This window comes from Saezia sanguinis (assembly GCF_003991585.1).
Taxonomy (GTDB): Bacteria; Pseudomonadota; Gammaproteobacteria; order Burkholderiales; family Burkholderiaceae_C; genus Saezia; species Saezia sanguinis.
Genome location: NZ_PQSP01000005.1, coordinates 152077 through 168445, shown reverse-complemented (window position 1 = coordinate 168445; position 16369 = coordinate 152077). Strand labels below are relative to the sequence as shown.

Genomic DNA, 16369 nt, shown 5'->3' with positions numbered 1-16369 from the left:
CTGCCAGCAATTAACCACGGCTGGCAAGAACGGTTTCAGTCTTTTTTATACTCAGCGCGTGTATGCGCCAGCAGCACGGTCAGCATCATGTCCACAGAGCTGTCAATGGTGCTGGCCATGGCCTGTAATTTTTTGACCAGATCTGCGGGCAATGTGACACTGGTCTGCTCAACCGGCAGCGCCAGGTCATCCACCTCAATATCCACGGTCGTCCAGATTTTGTTATGCTCGGCAACCTGCAACTCGCTTTTCTGATAAATACTCAACATGCGGGGCAGGCCCACATATTCATCAGCCAGAATAAACCGGTGCAACGTATCGGAAAGCAGCTTTTTCGTTTTCTGCTCAACCTCTTCCACCGACTGCCCCCGCACCGTATCCAGTACCCGGTAATTCAATACAATCGCAAACGCTGGCACTGCATCCAGAATCAATTCATTTTCTTCTTGCCGGATACGGATTGGAAATTTCATTTTTAAACTTTCATCACAATACAAACACGCGCCCTTGGGAGATACCGCCGCCGGCAACCTGTTGCCCGGTTATCCGCGACGGAGTGGATATGGTATCACTGCAAGCTATTTTAAAGGCATCAAAAGCCGGATGGCAGAATGGCAATTTTTAGCCTTTCAATCCCATCTTTCAGAATCAGGCATATTCTTACCCGTGATGAATCCGTTTCGCCTGTAGCACTTTCTGCGCTTTTGCGATTTCAAACAAAAACAGCCCGAAGAAATCACTGCAACGCAACCTGACGCCATCATCAACAAAACCATTCCCCTTTATACTTTACATTTGCGCCACGTTGTTGGTATGTCCCATCATAAGGAATTTCCATGAAAATATCGCGTCTCTCCGTTTTTCAAAAAATTGCCGCTTGCCTGGGAATTTTTCTGGCGACAGTGGCACATGCGCAAAACAACCTGACAATTGCACTGGCACGCAATACCATCACACCGGCAGAAGAAACCTTCACCATTGCCGTTCCTAAACAACTTGGTTATTTCAAAGAAGAAGACATCTCCGTTGCCATTATCACCACCAGCGGCTCCACCGCTGCCTTACAGGCGGTAGCCAACGGCAGCGCGGATATTGCCTACGCATCGTCCACCACCATTGCCTCTGCGGTAGAGCGCGGCATTCCGGTCAAGGCATTTGCCGGCATTACCGTGCAATGGCCTTATTTCATTGGTGTTCCGCAAGGGTCTGCCATTAAAACCATTGCAGACCTCAAGGGCCGGCGCATTGGCGTCATCAGCCTGGCTTCCGCCTCTTATGCCGACCTGAAAGCCAATTTGCACCTGGCTGGTTTAAGCGAAGATGACGTGACCATCGTTGCCGTTGGCGCAGGCGCCAGAGCTGCCGCCGCTTTGCGCAACAATGAGGTTGATGCGGTAGACAGTTATTCCGACTCCTTTACCGTCATGCGCCAAAACGGCGTTACCCTGACGCTGCTGCCACGCCCGGCGGAAATGGAAAAACTGTTCAGCGTCACCATGGTCACCAGCACCAAAATGCTGCAGGAACGCCCGCAAGACCTGGTGAGGTTCGTGCGTGCTGCCTATAAAGGCATTATTTATACACAACTCTACCCGGAAAGCGCGTTGGCACTCAGCTTTGCCGAATATCCCCAGCTAGCCGGCAGCAGCGACCCCCGCAGCCAGGATGCACGGAACACACTGGAAGCCATGCGCATTGCGCTAGGCGACTCTATTCCCAAAGACAATGCAGACCCCGCAACCTGGGGGCAATGGCTCAACATCAGCAACGAGCGCTGGGATGCCCTGCTGAAATTTGCCTACCAGACCGGGCAGATCGAAACCCAACTGACACCGGCACAGGTATGGGATGGCTCACTGATGCCGCAGATTTATCCGCTGGATATCAGCGATATCACTGAAAAGCGGTAATATTGCCCAATTTTCGGGAACGCAATACATCCGTTTGGCGTATTAACAGGTTATGGATAAATCACTACAATGACCCATGGTAGACATTGAGGTTTATTCATGGACATTGCGGCACACCAGCCCGTCAGCCCTTTTATTCAGATCAGTCACCTGACAAAAGCGTACCAGTCTAAAAAGACCGGTACCACTGTGGCGTTGGAGGATGTCAGCCTGACCATTCACCAGGGGGAATTTGTCGCACTGATCGGGCCATCCGGTTGCGGCAAAACCACTTTACTGAAAATTCTAGCGGCGCTGGTTCCCATTACCGAAGGGCAGGTGCTGATTCATGGCCAGCCGGTCACCCAACCGTCCCCGGCCGTCGGGGTTGTCTTTCAGGAACCCACTTTGTTACCCTGGCGCACCACGCTGGAAAATGTCATGTTGCCGGTGGAGCTGCTGCGTGTATCTGACACAACAGCCTATCAGCAACGGGCTTTAGAGTTGATCGAAATCGCCGGACTGAAAGGCTTCGAGCATAAATACCCCAAAGAGCTTTCCGGCGGCATGAAGCAGCGTGCCGGCATCTGCCGCGCTTTGGTCTGTGACCCGGATGTATTATTGATGGACGAGCCGTTTGGCGCGCTGGATGCCATGACCCGCGAGTTTTTAAACGTGGAGCTGCAGCGCATCTGGATGCAAAGCAAAAAAACCATCATTTTTGTTACGCACTCCATTTCAGAGGCCGTTTTTCTGGCCGACCGTATTGTCATCCTGAGTCCGCGACCCGGGCGTATTGCAGAAATTGTTTCGATTGACGATCTGCCGCGCCCGCGCCAGCTCTCAGACATGAACAATAACTATGCAGGCCAGGTATTAGCCTATATCCGGCAATATTTTGATTACAATCAACCCAGAGGCTGCTGACAGCTTTCATCATGAGTTTATTGGCAGCTTTAAAGCTGTAAATTGATATTGAGCCAGACGGAAACAGATTTCACATGATCCCACGTAAAAACAGAATAACACAGGCCGTTTTGGTTGTTCTGGTATTTATCCTGGTGACAGCCGCCTGGCAGATTTTTGTACGCGTCACCGACACCCCGGCTTATACGCTGCCGGCCCCCAGTGACATTGGGGAAAAACTGCTGGCGATGCTGCAAACCCCCTCGTTTTGGCGGGATGTGTGGGTCACGCTGCAGGAAACATTCTGGGGCTTTCTGCTGAGCATTGTGATCGCTGTGACACTGGGCGTGCTCATTTCGCAGTTTTATACGCTCGAGTTAAGCCTGCTGCCCTATATTGTCGCGTTCCAAACCATCCCCAGCATTGCACTGGCGCCTATTTACCTGTACTGGTTTGGTTACGGCATGGCGCCCAAAATCGCGCTGGCCGTCACCATCTCGTGCTTTCCCATCATGATCAATGTGATTGCCGGGTTACAGTCCACCAACGCCGAGCAACTGCAAATGCTGCGCGCATTTGGTGCTTCCCGTATGCAGATCCTGCTCAAACTCTCCATCCCCAATGCCATGCCGCACTTTTTCACCGGATTGCGGCTGGGTATCATCATGTCCTTGACCGGTGCGCTGGTGGCCGAATTTGTCGGGGCCAGTGCAGGCCTGGGTTTAAGAATTCTTCAGTATGAAGCCCAGGCAAAAATTGCTGATATGTTTGGGGTACTGATTGCGCTGGGAGTTATGGGCATTTTGGCTTATGCGCTGATTTCCTGCCTGCGCAAAAAAGTTGTGTTCTGGGAAGACCCACACGAACACCACCATTAAAGAGCCTGTATCTCTTTGAATGAAAAAACCGGCATCGCATACGCAACGCCGGTTTTTATACTCATGCCACAGGCAGTTACCAGCCCAGAATCATCGTCAATAAAAATGCCAGCACGGGAACCCCGTACAACACGCATTTGCCTCTAAAGCCCAGAGACACCTTGATATCATGCAGGCAGTAATAAAAACGGTGTGCGCAATGCCACAGCATCAAAAACAGTACGCCAGCCGTAATCAGCAAAAAGAACTTGTTCTGGGCAACCCAGCCAAACGATTGGTAGAACCCCATCGCTTTTTCCGGATGCAGTGGCAACCAGATGCTGAAAATAACCACCAGCACAGGGATGACAAGCGCGGCAATCATCCCCCCGGCAGCAAACAGGCTCCAGAAAATTGGCTTATAGGTGCGTTTTTGACCTGTGGATGCCGCGACAGGTTGTGAGTGTTCGTTCATTGAGGCCATTTGATTTATCTCCTCTTGTCATCCATCAGGCAAAAATAGCAACCAGCAGCAGCAATGCCAATGACACCGCTGCCAGCAGGATGTAACACCCGGTAATGATGGTTTTTGCCGGCATGAAATGGTCACCCTGCAAAATCTTGATCACCTTGGGCATGGTCTGGAACCAGGTCACTGTATGCCAGATACCGGCAACCAGAGATGCGATAGCCACCAGGATCATCACCGGGTTGTATTGTGAAGCCACCCAGAGCCCCCAATGTATGGGAGATGAGGCCAGCGCCACAATGCCCGCCATCAGATTGATGACATACAGCCCGATCAGCACACAACTGAACTCACGCACCATGTAACGGCGGTAGTAGGAGTTTTTGGTAAACCAGTCATTGGGCATTTCCCGTTTAAAAGGTTTTCGACTCATGGCTTATCCCTCCTTCTTCTCTGCGGCTTTACTGCCGCCAGACAACAGATTGCCCGCCCAGTACATCAGGCCGCGCGACTTATTCTGCTGAATACTGCCACCCGGATCCACATGCTTGGGACACACTTCAGAGCAGTATCCAACGAATGTACAGGGCCACACACCATTTTCCTGATACAGCACCGGCTTACGCTCTGCCTCACCTTCATCACGCGAGTCGTAGTTATAGCGTGTCGCCAGCGCAATCGTGGCCGGGCCTAAAAATTCCACGTTCATCGCCACCTGCGGACAGGCCGAGTAGCACAACATGCAGTTGATGCACATGGTCAGCTCTTTGAACTTGGCCAGTTGTGCCGGCGTCTGCATGTACTCCTGCGGCTTGCCGTCTTCGCCCACTGCTATTTCCGCGCCCGTTTTACGGATGATGTAAGGCTTGATCGACTCCAGCTTTTGCAGGAAAGGATCAATATTGACCACCAGATCTTTTTCAACATCGAAATTATCCAGCGGATCAACCCTCAGTTTTTTTGTGCCTTCCGGGTAGTCACGAATGAACGTGGAACAGGCCAGTTTCGGCTCACCATTGACAACCACCCCGCACGATCCGCACACAGCCATGCGGCATGACCAGCGGAAAGTCAGTGAGGAATCCAGGTGATCCTTGATGTATTGCAGCGCTTCCAGAATGGAGGTTTCATTCTTCCAGGGCACATCAAACACCTGTGTCCACGGAACCGGGTCAACATCCGGACGGTAACGCAAAACCTCTATCTGGATCGTCTTTTCAGATGCGGCATCGTGTGTTGTATTTTTGACATCACTCATTTCGTTTCCTCACCTTCTGCACCATAAACGCGTTTGGCAGGTTGCGACTTGGTAATCTTCACCGGACTGTAATCGATCTTGGGTACAGTGCCTTGCTGGTAAAAAGCCAATGTGTGTTGCAGGAAATTGACGTCATCACGCTCTGTCGCATCCAGACGCTGGTGCGAGCCACGCGACTCTTTGCGGTTCAGCGCTGAATAAGCCATGGTCTGCGCGACATCCAGTGTATAACCCAGCTCAATTGTTGAGAGCCAGTCGGTATTGAACACCTGCGACTTGTCATTGACTCGCACATGGCGATAGCGCTCTTTCAGTTCTGCCAGCTTGTCAATGGTTTTCTGAATCCCTTGAGCGTCGCGGTAGATCCCCACGCCTTCTTCCATCGTGTCGCCCATTTCATCGCGAATCGCGGCCGGGTTTTCTGTTCCCTTGCCATCCAGCAGGCTGGTAAATTCGCCAAACCGTTTCTGTGCCTGGCTCAGCAGTTGCTGTGCATCCACCCCTGCGTGCGCTTGTGCGTATTTGGCGGCCTGCTCTCCGGCCACCTTACCAAACACCACAATTTCCGCCAGTGAGTTAGAACCCAAGCGGTTAGCACCGTGCAGACCCACAGAAGCGCATTCGCCTACAGCAAACAGCCCCGGCATGCGCGTTGCCGTCACACCATCGGTTTCAATACCACCCATGGTGTAATGCACCACCGGGCGCACCGGCACCGGATCTTTCACCGGGTCCACCCCGGCAAACTGCTCGGCCAGCTCACAAATCAGCGGCAGACGTTCATGCAGGTGTTTTTCACCCAGGTGCCGCATGTCCAGATAAACCGCATCCCCCAGCGGGGTTTCAATGACGCGGCCTTTTTTCTGCTCATGCCAGAAAGCCTGCGACACCTTGTCGCGCGGCCCCAATTCCATGTATTTGTTTTTAGGTTGGCCAACCGGTGTTTCCGGGCCCATACCGTAGTCCTGCAGGTAGCGGTAACCATCTTTATTAACCAGAATACCGCCCTCACCGCGGCAGCCTTCCGTCATCAGAATACCGGAACCAAGCAAACCTGTCGGGTGATACTGGACAAACTCCATATCGCGCAACGGCACGCCATGCCGGTAGGCAATGGCCATGCCATCGCCTGTGACAATACCACCGTTGGTGTTGAAACGGTAACAGCGCCCAGCACCACCGGTCGCCAGCACCACTGCAGGCGCACTGATCAGCCTAGGTTCACCATTTTTCATGTCAAAACACAACACGCCGTTTACCTTGCCATCTTCCACCATCAAGTCCATGACAAAATGTTCGTCAAAACGGTGGATGCTGGGAAACTGCATTGAGGTCTGGAACAGCGTATGCAGAATATGGAAGCCGCTCTTATCGGCCGCAAACCAGGTGCGGGGAATTTTCATGCCGCCAAAGCGGCGCACGTTCACATGCCCATCGGGCTGACGGCTCCAGGGGCAGCCCCAGTGCTCCAGCTGAACCATTTCAGTGGCTGAATTCTGCACAAAATAATCAACCACATCCTGCTCGCACAGCCAGTCGCCGCCGGAAACAGTGTCATTAAAATGGTATTCCAGTGAGTCATCGTCACGCACCACTGCCGCAGCACCACCCTCGGCTGCCACAGTGTGGCTGCGCATCGGATAGACTTTGGAAATGAGAGCAACTTTCAGATCGGGGAGCGTCCTGGCAATCTCTATGGCGGCACGCAACCCACCACCTCCGGCTCCCACAATGGCAACATCTGCGTTATAAGTCTGCATAATGGCCTTTCTCCAGCATATTCATCGTATATGCAAGCAAGTTGATATTTTTGTTTTACCCTGTCCTCTTTATTCTCAGACCTATTTGAGCATATCTCTAACAGACAAGTTTGACGATAATCACAAACAAAGGCAATCCGCCCTGCCTGAACAACAGGAGGATTCAACTAGCACGAGATGAAAATAATTATCATTTGAATGTCTGTGCAAACCCCACAGGTAAAACTATCATTCACATGAATCGCCTGACACGCTTTTCATGGCTGAACCTATCATAGCAGACTCAAATCTCTTCGCCAAAAATTACCCCTGAGCGCAACTCTTGAAAGCTCACACGGGTCAAAACACCGCCTCATTTTCCCCTCACAACGCATGGCTACAGCGCTTCACCGCGCCAGACCATCAACACCCGGCCCAGAATCTGGAAACTCATAGTTTGCTCATCCAGATCGAAGGCATCATAATCGGGGTTTTTAGCCTTGGCCCGCAGAAAATATCCTCCGCCCGGCTTGGGAATACGCTGCAACAGTCGGATGTAGCCCTGCCCGTCAACATGGAAAAAATAGACCCCCTCCTTTTCAACCGCCGTGACACCCTGGTCAACCAATAAAGGGTCTCCCGGATGGAATAAAGGGTGCATGGCCATGCCAAAACCCGTCAAAAGGCACAGCTTCTGAGGATGAGCACCCCTTACATTTTGTTGCAGCCACGACTGGCTGACCTGCCAGCTTTTGATCACGCCCGGCTGCCCCTCCAGCAACAGTGTCATGCCCGGCACCGAATCTGGCTGAAACTGCCTGATCAGCACACTGTCAATCGCGGGAATCTGAACCATGGAGCCAGCAGCATCTGCATGCGCCTGAAACACCACTTCCGCAGCAGACTGCTCCCAAAAGCCCAGTGGCAAATCAAACGCTTTATTGCAGGCCTTCATGATTTCCAGCCCAACACCTTTACGTCCCTTTTTATCCACCGGATACAGCAACCTGCTGACATAAGACACGTCTTTGCCGATCCGCCTGGCAAGCACCGAGATACTGCCATCACACAGCTCCGCTCTGATGCGGTTGAGCAGTTGCTGTTCATTGGTGTATTCTTCCATGAGCCTCTCTCCCCATCAGAAATTGTTGCGGCATACATGCCTGCCTGAACCGAAGAATAAAACACAGCGTTTTCATCTGTCAATTCAGCGCCAGATTTATTCATACCCCATGGTATTGAGAATACCCCATGCGGCCTGCTCGTCGGCTACAATTGAATTAAGGTCATTCATGATGGCTGCGGTCTTCTACAAGACTATTTCCCGCATCCATTCGCCTTCTTTCAATATTCTGCACAAGGAGCCGCTATGTTTCCAGAGTACCGTGACCTGATATCCAAACTTAAAAACACAGACCGCTATTTCGAAAGATTGTTTGAAAAACACAACGAACTCGACCACAAGATTTCCAATATGGAAGCTGGCCGTGAAGTTGATACTTCCGTGAGAGTAGAGACCCTGAAAAAAGAAAAGCTGCGCCTGAAAGATGAAATGCTGACCATTCTCAAAAAACACAGCGCATCCGCCTGAACCGGGCGGTTAACATCTATTGGACTGACTCAAAACTCACCATTGACCGCTTATGCTTTGCCATCACGACCGGCAAAGCATAAGGCGTTTGATACTTGCATTATTTCAGTTTTTCCAGCGGTGCAGCATCAAACTTGTTTTGATGCGCCTGCTGCGGAATCTCAATATCGTGCTCGCGCGCAATGCACTCAAGCACCTGCCACAATAATTCAATCTGCTGCGCATGGCTTGTCATCCCGCCGACCAAAGCATCGGTGGCCTCGGCGATCGGGTCTTTTTCCTGCGTGACAGCATAGGCCTTGAACTCTTCTGTCTGTTGCGGCTGCTTGGGCGCTTTTTCGTCTTCCTGGGTAATGATTCTGGCCGGGTTGCCCACAGCCGTGGCCCCGGACGGAACCTCGCGCACCACCACCGCAGCAGAACCGATTTTGGCACCATCTCCCACCGTGAACCCGCCAAGCACCATGGCATTGGCCCCCACAATCACCCCCTTGCCCAGCGTCGGGTGCCGCTTGGTACCGCGAAACAATGTGGTGCCGCCCAGCGTTACACCCTGATAAATCGTGCAGTCATCGCCGACTTCAGCCGTCTCACCGATCACAACCCCCATGCCATGATCGATAAAAACACGCCGCCCCAGTTGCGCCGCCGGGTGAATTTCAATGCCGGTCAGCCAGCGCGCCATCTGTGAAATAAAGCGTCCAAGCCATTTGAAATTATGCCGCCAGCAGGCGTTGGCCCAGCGGTGCATCATCACTGCATGCAGCCCCGGATAGCAGGTCAGCACCTCCCATCGGCTGCGCGCAGCCGGATCACGCTCCAAAATGCAATTGATATCTTCTCTAAGCCGTGCAAACATGAGTGACTCTTTTCGTTGTAATGGCTAATCCTTGCCGCCTGTTGCTAATTGTCGCTGCAATTGTGTACCTGCGACTGTAGTATGGCTCTGGCAATGCCGCGCAGAATATGCGCTTCTTCCTCCCTGAGCCCGGTACGGTTGAGCATCTGGTTCAGTCGGGGCATCAGCTTTTTAGGCGCTGCCGGGTCCAAAAAACCAATCGACACCAGCGCCTCTTCCCAATGCTGCAACACGCCCTGCACTGTTTGCGCCGATGCTATATGCGGATCAACCGTGCGCGACTGCACAGCAAAACCACCCAGAACCTGCCGCCATTCATAGGCGACCAGTTGCACTGCGGCCGCCAGATTCAGCGAGCCATAATCCGGGTTGGTCGGAATACTCAACACCATGTGGCTGCGGTACACATCTTCATTGGACATGCCGTAACGCTCACACCCGAACAGAAACGCCACCGTATGCGCTGACTGGGCCAGCTCAGGCAATACAGCCCGCGGTGACTGCACCGGGGGGCCAAAATCGCGCGGGGTCATCGCGGTAGCGCAGACATACGTCATACCGTCAAGCGCTTGTGCCACATGTTCGACGACACGCGCATTTTTTAAAATATCCAAAGCCCCGCTGGCACGTGCAATCGTTTCCTGCCGTCCCAGCACTTTGGCATCGCGCGGACGCACCAGCACCAGATCCGAAAAACCCATCACCTTCATGGCGCGCGCCACAGCCCCCACATTGCCGGCATGGCTGGGCTCAATTAAAACAAAACGCTCTTGACTGACTTGCTGATTCATGACTTGGAAATACTTCAAACGGCCTGCCCGGCCTTCCGTTTTATACCGTTTTGCAAAAACCGGTGTGCTATCTATTTCAAAGAAATCATGGCATGCACCCGGACAGGTGCCCTGATTATATCCCGGCACCATGGCACATAGAACCGCAGACAAAAGCATCGCTGCAACGGATACTTGTTCTCTTGACACGCATAGACCCAAACCAGGCAATGCCGCTTCCACATGGCTTTGACAATCCAGCGAAATGTAGCAAAAAGCACTTGGACCAGATTTGTTTTAATATAAAGAAACCGTGGATTACATTGCGGCCCCAACGCCAACCAGGCAGGCAGGATAAAATCCGTTTCTACTGTTTCCGTATTACTGACTATTAGGCTCTTCAATTTTTCATGTCAACATCCCTGCATCCCATGCTTAATGTGGCCGTCAAGGCTGCCCGCGCCGCTGGCGCTATCATCAACCGCGCATCGCTTGACCTGGATGCGGTGAAAGTCACCGTCAAACAGTCAAACGACTTTGTCACGGAAGTTGACCAGGCGGCAGAAGAAGCCATTATCAGCACACTGCTGACCGCTTACCCTGAACATGGCATCTGGGCCGAAGAATCCGGCCATGAACATGGCGCGCAACAATCCGATTTTGTCTGGATCATCGATCCGCTGGATGGCACCACCAATTTCATTCACGGCTTTCCCGTTTACTGCGTCTCCATTGCACTGGCTTATAAAAACATCATCCAGCAGGCCGTCATTTATGACCCGACCCGCAATGATCTGTTTTATGCATCTCGTGGGCGGGGTGCTTATCTGAACGAAAAACGCATGCGGGTTTCGCAACGCAAACACATTTCCAACGCGCTCATTTCCACCGGCTTCCCGTTCCGCTCAGGCGATGACTACCAGACCTACCTGAAAATGTTTACCGACCTGATGACCTCCTGTGCCGGCCTGCGCCGCCCCGGGTCGGCCGCGCTTGACCTGGCCTACATGGCTGCCGGTTATACGGACGGCTTTTTTGAAATCGGCCTGAATCCATGGGATATTGCTGCCGGTTCCTTATTGATTACCGAAGCCGGAGGCCTGGTGGGCAACCTCACCGGAGATGCCGAAAACTTTCTGGAGCAGCGTGAGCTTCTGGCTGGCAACCCCAAAATTTACGGGCAGATGGTCACCATGTTGCGCAAATACTCCAAATACGCCAAACCGGAAGACAAAGCTTAAAGCACTTCTGCATACCAAAGGCCTCTTACAGAGGCCTTTTTATTGGGCTCTAATACCCCATTTCCTTGAGCAGATCGGCCAACACCTTAAACCGCTCTCCCAGCAATTCGCCGTCATTGCTTAACGCCTGTGAAAATAACTGAAAATCCTCTGCCAGCATCGGATTATCGGTACACGCTTCCACGGTCATGGCGTCTCCCTGCAGGCCAATGCGGTCAATGACCGGGTTGGCCTCATCGTAAGGTTTCGGCTGCCGATACGCCTCTCTGACGTACGCGCTGGCCCGGCAAATCAGAATCGCCAGGTCTATGACACGGTGCAAAGGCAGTTCTTCAGACTGGCGAGACCACTTTTCGCCCGTGTAGCGCCAGACTTTGGCCGAAATATCCACCTTTCCGCGGTCATTCCATTGCGCCAGTCCTAAAGACAGCCCTTTGGCATCAGAATGGTAGGCATATCTGCCATCCACATTCTCATAATTTTGCGCAACGATAACCGGCTTGTGCTTGAGTGTTGTTGGTATTTTCATGTCAATTCTCAATTACTAATTTAGTAAATTACTAGTTTAGTGTATGTAAATTCAGAGAACATGTAAAGCCCAGGAAGAATCATTTACATCACACCCAGATGTACGGCGATAAACAAAGAAACAGCCATCTCCCAGAATACCGGCTGCAATTCCGGCAAAAGGTATACTGCAAGGCAACCGTTATTTTGACCCAACCATTTTTGGAGGTTTCGGCCCTATGCGCATCAAAAGCATGTTTTTCGGCATCCTTGCAGGAGGCGTGTTGCTGCTGAGTCTGGCAGCGTGTCAGATCAACGCAAATATGTCGCCTCTACAGACGCAGTTGGCCGCTTTATCAGGCCATTATGTGTGGAACAGCCAGGAAAAAATGTACGCTTACACCAACCCGTCGGGGCTTGATGAAATTGCACAGGCATACGACCTGGAAACGCTGCTGCCCCAGCTTGTCAGTTGCATGGACAATGCCACCCCGACACAATCCACCCTGAACCATGAAGCCGTGCCTTTAGGTGTTTTGTGCTATCAGACCATTACTTTGCTGGTCTACCACGAAGAGGTTAACGAAGGCGGCGACCTGCTTGACTGGCCCGGCTACATCCATCTGCCGGCATCCCCTGCTGACCTCAAGGCAGCGCAGGAAGCATGGCGTAAAGTCATCAGCGAAAAAAATTATGTCGTGCAATAAAAAAGGGCTGTTTGCACTGCACGTAGGTTAAACATGCCATGTACAAATACTTGATGTTGTATTTATTCACTGCGACAGCATCATTAAATGCACCATCAAGTATTACTTTGCAATACCCGTCAAAAAAATACCTTGAACTCCGTCTATTCTCTGTATGATGACTTCCATGCACCCAGATAACTGCATGGTGTAAAAACAATTAACAAGGAGTTCATCATGAACAGCAACGCATTCCAGCCTTCAGCCAAAACACAAGGCGGCTTTGGCAACGCCCTGGCCTGGGTCGTGATTCGCGGTGTTCAACTGACCATCTTTTTCGCATACGTCACCTGCCCGCTCTGGCTGGCATGGCTTGCCAATGCAACAGGTTATCGTGAGGTTTCTTCCCATGACATGCTGGTTGCCATGGCCTGGCTGCCGCTCTCCTGCGGTATCACCGCGCTGTCATTCATGAAGCATGGCGGCAAACACCTCAAACGCGGCTGGCTGTCTTTCATTATTCTGAATGCCATCGCTGTGGGTGCGCTGGTCTGGGTCATGTTTTAAGCAACGCCTCGCCAGTTCAGATCAAATAGCCTCTCTTGGTTTGTATCCAGTTCCTCCCGGAACTGGATTTTTTATCGGCCATATAAACCCATGCAAACCATCAACCGTCTCATCATTTCCGGCAAGGCTTAAGACTTACCCCAAAATAGATAAGACTTGTTCCCCCGTTTTCCGTGCATATCATTCAAAGAGCAGTTTCGTAACGGAAAACAGGGGGAACACAGTACAGGTTGTCACTGCTTATTTAGGTGTTTTTCCCGCATTGGCCGGAACCATCAGGATAATCGCCAGCGCAGAAAGAACACAGAACCCGACATTGACCAGCAAACCGGCCGTTGCCGCTGTGGCCACCGAAGCACCAGCCACTTTCAGCGCCGCGTAAACAGATGCGGAAATTGCCACACCAAACGCACCGCCCAGTGAGCTGGCCATTTTATAAATGCCCGATGCCGTTCCAACCCGATCTGACGGAGCATTGGAGATAGCCGTATCTGTCGAGGGCGTGGCATAAAATCCCAGCCCCAGGCCAAACAGGATGAATCCGATTAAAACCGCACCGACATACAGCGTATCAGGCAGGAACGTCAGCGCCATCAACGCCACGCCCACACCGGTTACAACCGTACCCAAAATCATCGGCTTTTTAGCGCCGATTTTTTGCAGCACTTTTTCGCCGACACGAATCATGCCCAGCACAGCAATCAAATAACCAATGGACAGCATACCTGTCTGAAACGGCGTGAATCCACGTCCTTCCTGAATGTAGGTATTGGCAACCAGCAGCGTACCGGCTACAGCATTCAGCATGAAGTTGGAAAAAGCCGCGCCGCTGTAAGGCATGTTTTTGAACAATGAAAAGTCGATGAACGCAGCAGTCTTTTTGCCAAACTCAACAATGAAGAAAATCACTGTTGTCACAGCACACAGCGCAGCCAGACCTAACGTCACCATACTGGTCCAGCCCCAGCTGGAACCCTTGGTAATCACCAGGTTCAAACTGATCAAGGCAACGACAAAAAACACCAGCCCCATGCTGTCAAACTTAATACCTTTGGTGGTGGTTTCAACCTTGCTTTCAGGCACGCCCCGGATCAGCAGCATACCCAAGACGGCACACACAATGGAGAAAATGAAAATCCACTGCCAGCCCATGTAAGTGGCAATCGCGCCACCAGCCAGTGAGCACACACCGGAGCCACCCCAGGAACCGATGGACCAGAAACTTAATGCACGCTGACGCTCGGCACCATCGTAATAGGTTTTCACCAGTGCCAGTGTCGCCGGCATGATACAGGCACCAGACAAGCCCTGAATAATACGCCCGGCAATCAGCATACCGGTACCGTTGGCAAAAATCAGGAAAAGGCTGCCAATGATACTGAGGACAAATCCAATATACGTAAACCGCATGCGGCCAAACCGGTCAGCCAGTCCGCCGGCAACCACAATGAAACACCCCGAAAACAGCGCCGTCAGGCTGATCGCCAGGTTCAGCGATTCCATCGGTATGCCAATGCTGCGCTGAACATCGGGCGCCACATTGACCATGGACTGGGCAAACAGCCAGAAAGTCAGCACCCCCAGAACGATCCCAAAAATAAACTTATCTCCAGGTTTTTCTACAGCCCGCACACTCGATGGGACATGCGCTGCTTGCATCGGGACCGCAGCAATAAGTCCGCTGTTATTGTCTGACATACAATTTCCTTTTCATATTCTGAGAAAAAGACTGCAACCGAACCAGGCCTTCAACAAAACCACTGGGACCATTGCAGTTTGTCTACGTGAAGATCTGTTACTTCAGATAAGCCTCGGTCAATGCGGCCCAGTAGGAAGCACCGCTCACAATGATCCGATCATTGAAGTCATAGCCCGGGTTATGCACGTTGCAGTACCCTGGGGTATCACCATTGCCCAGCAGCATGTAACTCCCGTTGGGATTGGCCTCCAGCATGAAAGCAAAATCCTCACTGCCCATCAACGGCTGTGCATTGGCATGCACTTTGTCTTTGCCAACCAGATCATGCGCAACCTGCACCGCAAACTCCGTGGCCTTTTGGTCATTGATCAGTACAGGGCTGCCATTGATATGGTTAATCACTGCGGTAGCACCAAAACTTTGAGCCTGAGCCGTTGCAATTTCAGAAATGCGCTTGAGCATCATCTGGCGCACATCTTTGTTCAGAGCACGGACGCTGAGTTTGAGCAGCGCCGAGCCATTGACCACATTGGGTGCCTCACCGGACTGAATGCATCCCACGGTGACAACCGCCTGTTCAAACGGAGACACGTTGCGTGAAACAATGCTTTGCAGTGCCACACCGATATGGCAAGCCACCAATGTGGCATCAACACCTTTTTCAGGCATGGCACCGTGAGCCCCTACCCCTGAAATCTCGATATGGATGGTGTCGGAAGAGGCCATGAACGCCCCTTGCTTGAAGTAGAACTCCCCCTCTTTCAGGCCCGGCATGTTATGCATGGCAAAAATAGCATCACACGGGAACTGCTCAAACAAACCATCATCGAGCATCACTTTCCCGCCATACAACAACTCTTCTGCCGGCTGAAAAATCAGATTCAGCGTGCCGCTGAACTGCCGTGTCTGAGCCAGGTATTTGGCTGCACACAACAACATGGTGGTGTGGCCGTCATGACCGCAACCGTGAAACTTTCCTTCAACACAACTGCTCCACGATTTACCGCTTTTTTCCACAATCGGCAACGCATCCATATCGGCACGAATCCCCAGCCGTTTGCTGCCTTCGCCGACCTTGAGCGTGCCAACCACGCCGGTTTTGGCCAGTCCCCGGTGAACCTCATATCCCCACGATTTCAGTTTGTGCGCAACCAGTTCGCTGGTACTTGTTTCTTCAAACCCCAGCTCCGGGTTGGCATGTATTTTTTGCCTGATTTCAGTGAATTCACTTTCTGTCTGCCTGATGACATTCATTATTTTGTCTACCGGGCGAATGTCGGTAGATTCACTCTTGGCCTGCCTGATCACATCAATAACTTCGTTCATTTTTC

Annotated in this window: 18 protein-coding genes; 7 read left to right on the top strand and 11 right to left on the bottom strand. The window is 51.9% G+C overall.

The window, feature by feature from the left end:
• Nucleotides 1-35: 35 nt before the first annotated feature.
• On the bottom strand, nt 36-473 hold the full coding sequence (locus CUZ56_RS10250; RefSeq protein ID WP_126980293.1) for a hypothetical protein: 438 nt from the start codon (nt 471-473) through the stop codon (nt 36-38).
• Between the two features lie 363 nt (nt 474-836).
• Between CUZ56_RS10250 and CUZ56_RS10245 the strand changes: the two genes are divergently transcribed.
• The 3 genes from CUZ56_RS10245 to CUZ56_RS10235 all read left to right on the top strand — a co-directional run bounded on the left by CUZ56_RS10245 (nt 837) and on the right by CUZ56_RS10235 (nt 3673).
• On the top strand, nt 837-1910 hold the full coding sequence (locus CUZ56_RS10245; RefSeq protein ID WP_126980292.1) for an ABC transporter substrate-binding protein: 1074 nt from the start codon (nt 837-839) through the stop codon (nt 1908-1910).
• 99 nt (nt 1911-2009) lie between these two features.
• A complete protein-coding gene (locus tag CUZ56_RS10240) occupies nt 2010-2816 on the top strand; it encodes an ABC transporter ATP-binding protein (protein ID WP_126980291.1) in 807 nt (268 codons plus the stop codon).
• A gap of 74 nt (nt 2817-2890) precedes the next feature.
• Nucleotides 2891-3673, top strand: coding sequence for an ABC transporter permease (locus CUZ56_RS10235; RefSeq protein ID WP_126980290.1), 783 nt, complete (start codon nt 2891-2893; stop codon nt 3671-3673).
• Between the two features lie 76 nt (nt 3674-3749).
• Here CUZ56_RS10235 and frdD read toward each other — a convergent pair whose 3' ends face one another.
• The 5 genes from frdD to CUZ56_RS10210 all read right to left on the bottom strand — a co-directional run bounded on the left by frdD (nt 3750) and on the right by CUZ56_RS10210 (nt 8241).
• Nucleotides 3750-4136 carry a fumarate reductase subunit FrdD gene (frdD, locus tag CUZ56_RS10230; protein WP_126980289.1) on the bottom strand — a complete coding sequence of 129 codons (387 nt, stop codon included), beginning with the start codon at nt 4134-4136 and terminating at the stop codon, nt 3750-3752.
• A gap of 25 nt (nt 4137-4161) precedes the next feature.
• Nucleotides 4162-4554 carry a hypothetical protein gene (locus CUZ56_RS10225; protein WP_126980288.1) on the bottom strand — a complete coding sequence of 131 codons (393 nt, stop codon included), beginning with the start codon at nt 4552-4554 and terminating at the stop codon, nt 4162-4164.
• A 3-nt stretch (nt 4555-4557) separates the two neighbouring features.
• A complete protein-coding gene (locus CUZ56_RS10220; RefSeq protein ID WP_126980287.1) occupies nt 4558-5379 on the bottom strand; it encodes a succinate dehydrogenase/fumarate reductase iron-sulfur subunit in 822 nt (273 codons plus the stop codon).
• Complete coding sequence (gene frdA / locus CUZ56_RS10215; protein ID WP_126980286.1) at nt 5376-7139, bottom strand: fumarate reductase (quinol) flavoprotein subunit; 1764 nt, start codon at nt 7137-7139, stop codon at nt 5376-5378. Before frdA ends, CUZ56_RS10220 begins: the two co-directional genes overlap by 4 nt.
• Before the next feature lie 376 nt (nt 7140-7515).
• Nucleotides 7516-8241: a S24 family peptidase gene (locus tag CUZ56_RS10210; RefSeq protein WP_126980285.1), complete on the bottom strand. Its 726-nt coding sequence runs from the start codon at nt 8239-8241 to the stop codon at nt 7516-7518.
• Nucleotides 8242-8487: 246 nt separating this feature from the next.
• Here CUZ56_RS10210 and CUZ56_RS10205 point away from each other — a divergent pair, with 246 nt between their 5' ends.
• Nucleotides 8488-8709 carry a YdcH family protein gene (locus CUZ56_RS10205; RefSeq protein WP_126980284.1) on the top strand — a complete coding sequence of 74 codons (222 nt, stop codon included), beginning with the start codon at nt 8488-8490 and terminating at the stop codon, nt 8707-8709.
• A 100-nt stretch (nt 8710-8809) separates the two neighbouring features.
• Here the strand turns inward: CUZ56_RS10205 and cysE are convergent, their stop codons facing one another.
• Nucleotides 8810-9568: a serine O-acetyltransferase gene (gene cysE, locus CUZ56_RS10200; RefSeq protein ID WP_126980283.1), complete on the bottom strand. Its 759-nt coding sequence runs from the start codon at nt 9566-9568 to the stop codon at nt 8810-8812.
• 44 nt (nt 9569-9612) lie between these two features.
• A complete protein-coding gene (locus CUZ56_RS10195; RefSeq protein WP_126980282.1) occupies nt 9613-10359 on the bottom strand; it encodes an RNA methyltransferase in 747 nt (248 codons plus the stop codon).
• 389 nt (nt 10360-10748) lie between these two features.
• Here CUZ56_RS10195 and CUZ56_RS10190 point away from each other — a divergent pair, with 389 nt between their 5' ends.
• On the top strand, nt 10749-11579 hold the full coding sequence (locus tag CUZ56_RS10190) for an inositol monophosphatase family protein (protein WP_126980281.1): 831 nt from the start codon (nt 10749-10751) through the stop codon (nt 11577-11579).
• Between the two features lie 49 nt (nt 11580-11628).
• Here CUZ56_RS10190 and CUZ56_RS10185 read toward each other — a convergent pair whose 3' ends face one another.
• Nucleotides 11629-12108 carry a DUF6530 family protein gene (locus CUZ56_RS10185; protein WP_126980280.1) on the bottom strand — a complete coding sequence of 160 codons (480 nt, stop codon included), beginning with the start codon at nt 12106-12108 and terminating at the stop codon, nt 11629-11631.
• Between the two features lie 217 nt (nt 12109-12325).
• Here CUZ56_RS10185 and CUZ56_RS10180 point away from each other — a divergent pair, with 217 nt between their 5' ends.
• Nucleotides 12326-12793, top strand: coding sequence for a hypothetical protein (locus tag CUZ56_RS10180; RefSeq protein ID WP_126980279.1), 468 nt, complete (start codon nt 12326-12328; stop codon nt 12791-12793).
• A 216-nt stretch (nt 12794-13009) separates the two neighbouring features.
• Nucleotides 13010-13339 (top strand): hypothetical protein, encoded by a 330-nt coding sequence (locus tag CUZ56_RS10175; RefSeq protein ID WP_126980278.1) that lies wholly within the window; start codon nt 13010-13012, stop codon nt 13337-13339.
• A gap of 240 nt (nt 13340-13579) precedes the next feature.
• Here CUZ56_RS10175 and CUZ56_RS10170 read toward each other — a convergent pair whose 3' ends face one another.
• Both CUZ56_RS10170 and CUZ56_RS10165 read right to left on the bottom strand, forming a co-directional pair.
• Complete coding sequence (locus CUZ56_RS10170) at nt 13580-15037, bottom strand: MFS transporter (RefSeq protein WP_239442375.1); 1458 nt, start codon at nt 15035-15037, stop codon at nt 13580-13582.
• Between the two features lie 97 nt (nt 15038-15134).
• On the bottom strand, nt 15135-16292 hold the full coding sequence (locus CUZ56_RS10165) for a M20 aminoacylase family protein (RefSeq protein ID WP_204250880.1): 1158 nt from the start codon (nt 16290-16292) through the stop codon (nt 15135-15137).
• Nucleotides 16293-16369 lie beyond the last annotated feature (77 nt).

Coding starts and splice junctions, on each gene's coding strand:
- CUZ56_RS10210 (WP_126980285.1), bottom strand. CDS start 8,241: ATGGAAGAATACACCAATGAACAGCAACTGCTCAACCGCATCAGAGCG.
- CUZ56_RS10205 (WP_126980284.1), top strand. CDS start 8,488: ATGTTTCCAGAGTACCGTGACCTGATATCCAAACTTAAAAACACAGAC.
- CUZ56_RS10220 (WP_126980287.1), bottom strand. CDS start 5,379: ATGAGTGATGTCAAAAATACAACACACGATGCCGCATCTGAAAAGACG.
- CUZ56_RS10190 (WP_126980281.1), top strand. CDS start 10,749: ATGTCAACATCCCTGCATCCCATGCTTAATGTGGCCGTCAAGGCTGCC.
- CUZ56_RS10250 (WP_126980293.1), bottom strand. CDS start 473: ATGAAATTTCCAATCCGTATCCGGCAAGAAGAAAATGAATTGATTCTG.
- CUZ56_RS10170 (WP_239442375.1), bottom strand. CDS start 15,037: ATGTCAGACAATAACAGCGGACTTATTGCTGCGGTCCCGATGCAAGCA.
- CUZ56_RS10245 (WP_126980292.1), top strand. CDS start 837: ATGAAAATATCGCGTCTCTCCGTTTTTCAAAAAATTGCCGCTTGCCTG.
- frdD (WP_126980289.1), bottom strand. CDS start 4,136: ATGGCCTCAATGAACGAACACTCACAACCTGTCGCGGCATCCACAGGT.
- CUZ56_RS10165 (WP_204250880.1), bottom strand. CDS start 16,292: ATGAATGTCATCAGGCAGACAGAAAGTGAATTCACTGAAATCAGGCAA.
- CUZ56_RS10175 (WP_126980278.1), top strand. CDS start 13,010: ATGAACAGCAACGCATTCCAGCCTTCAGCCAAAACACAAGGCGGCTTT.
- CUZ56_RS10185 (WP_126980280.1), bottom strand. CDS start 12,108: ATGAAAATACCAACAACACTCAAGCACAAGCCGGTTATCGTTGCGCAA.
- CUZ56_RS10180 (WP_126980279.1), top strand. CDS start 12,326: ATGCGCATCAAAAGCATGTTTTTCGGCATCCTTGCAGGAGGCGTGTTG.
- CUZ56_RS10235 (WP_126980290.1), top strand. CDS start 2,891: ATGATCCCACGTAAAAACAGAATAACACAGGCCGTTTTGGTTGTTCTG.
- CUZ56_RS10195 (WP_126980282.1), bottom strand. CDS start 10,359: ATGAATCAGCAAGTCAGTCAAGAGCGTTTTGTTTTAATTGAGCCCAGC.
- frdA (WP_126980286.1), bottom strand. CDS start 7,139: ATGCAGACTTATAACGCAGATGTTGCCATTGTGGGAGCCGGAGGTGGT.
- CUZ56_RS10240 (WP_126980291.1), top strand. CDS start 2,010: ATGGACATTGCGGCACACCAGCCCGTCAGCCCTTTTATTCAGATCAGT.
- CUZ56_RS10225 (WP_126980288.1), bottom strand. CDS start 4,554: ATGAGTCGAAAACCTTTTAAACGGGAAATGCCCAATGACTGGTTTACC.
- cysE (WP_126980283.1), bottom strand. CDS start 9,568: ATGTTTGCACGGCTTAGAGAAGATATCAATTGCATTTTGGAGCGTGAT.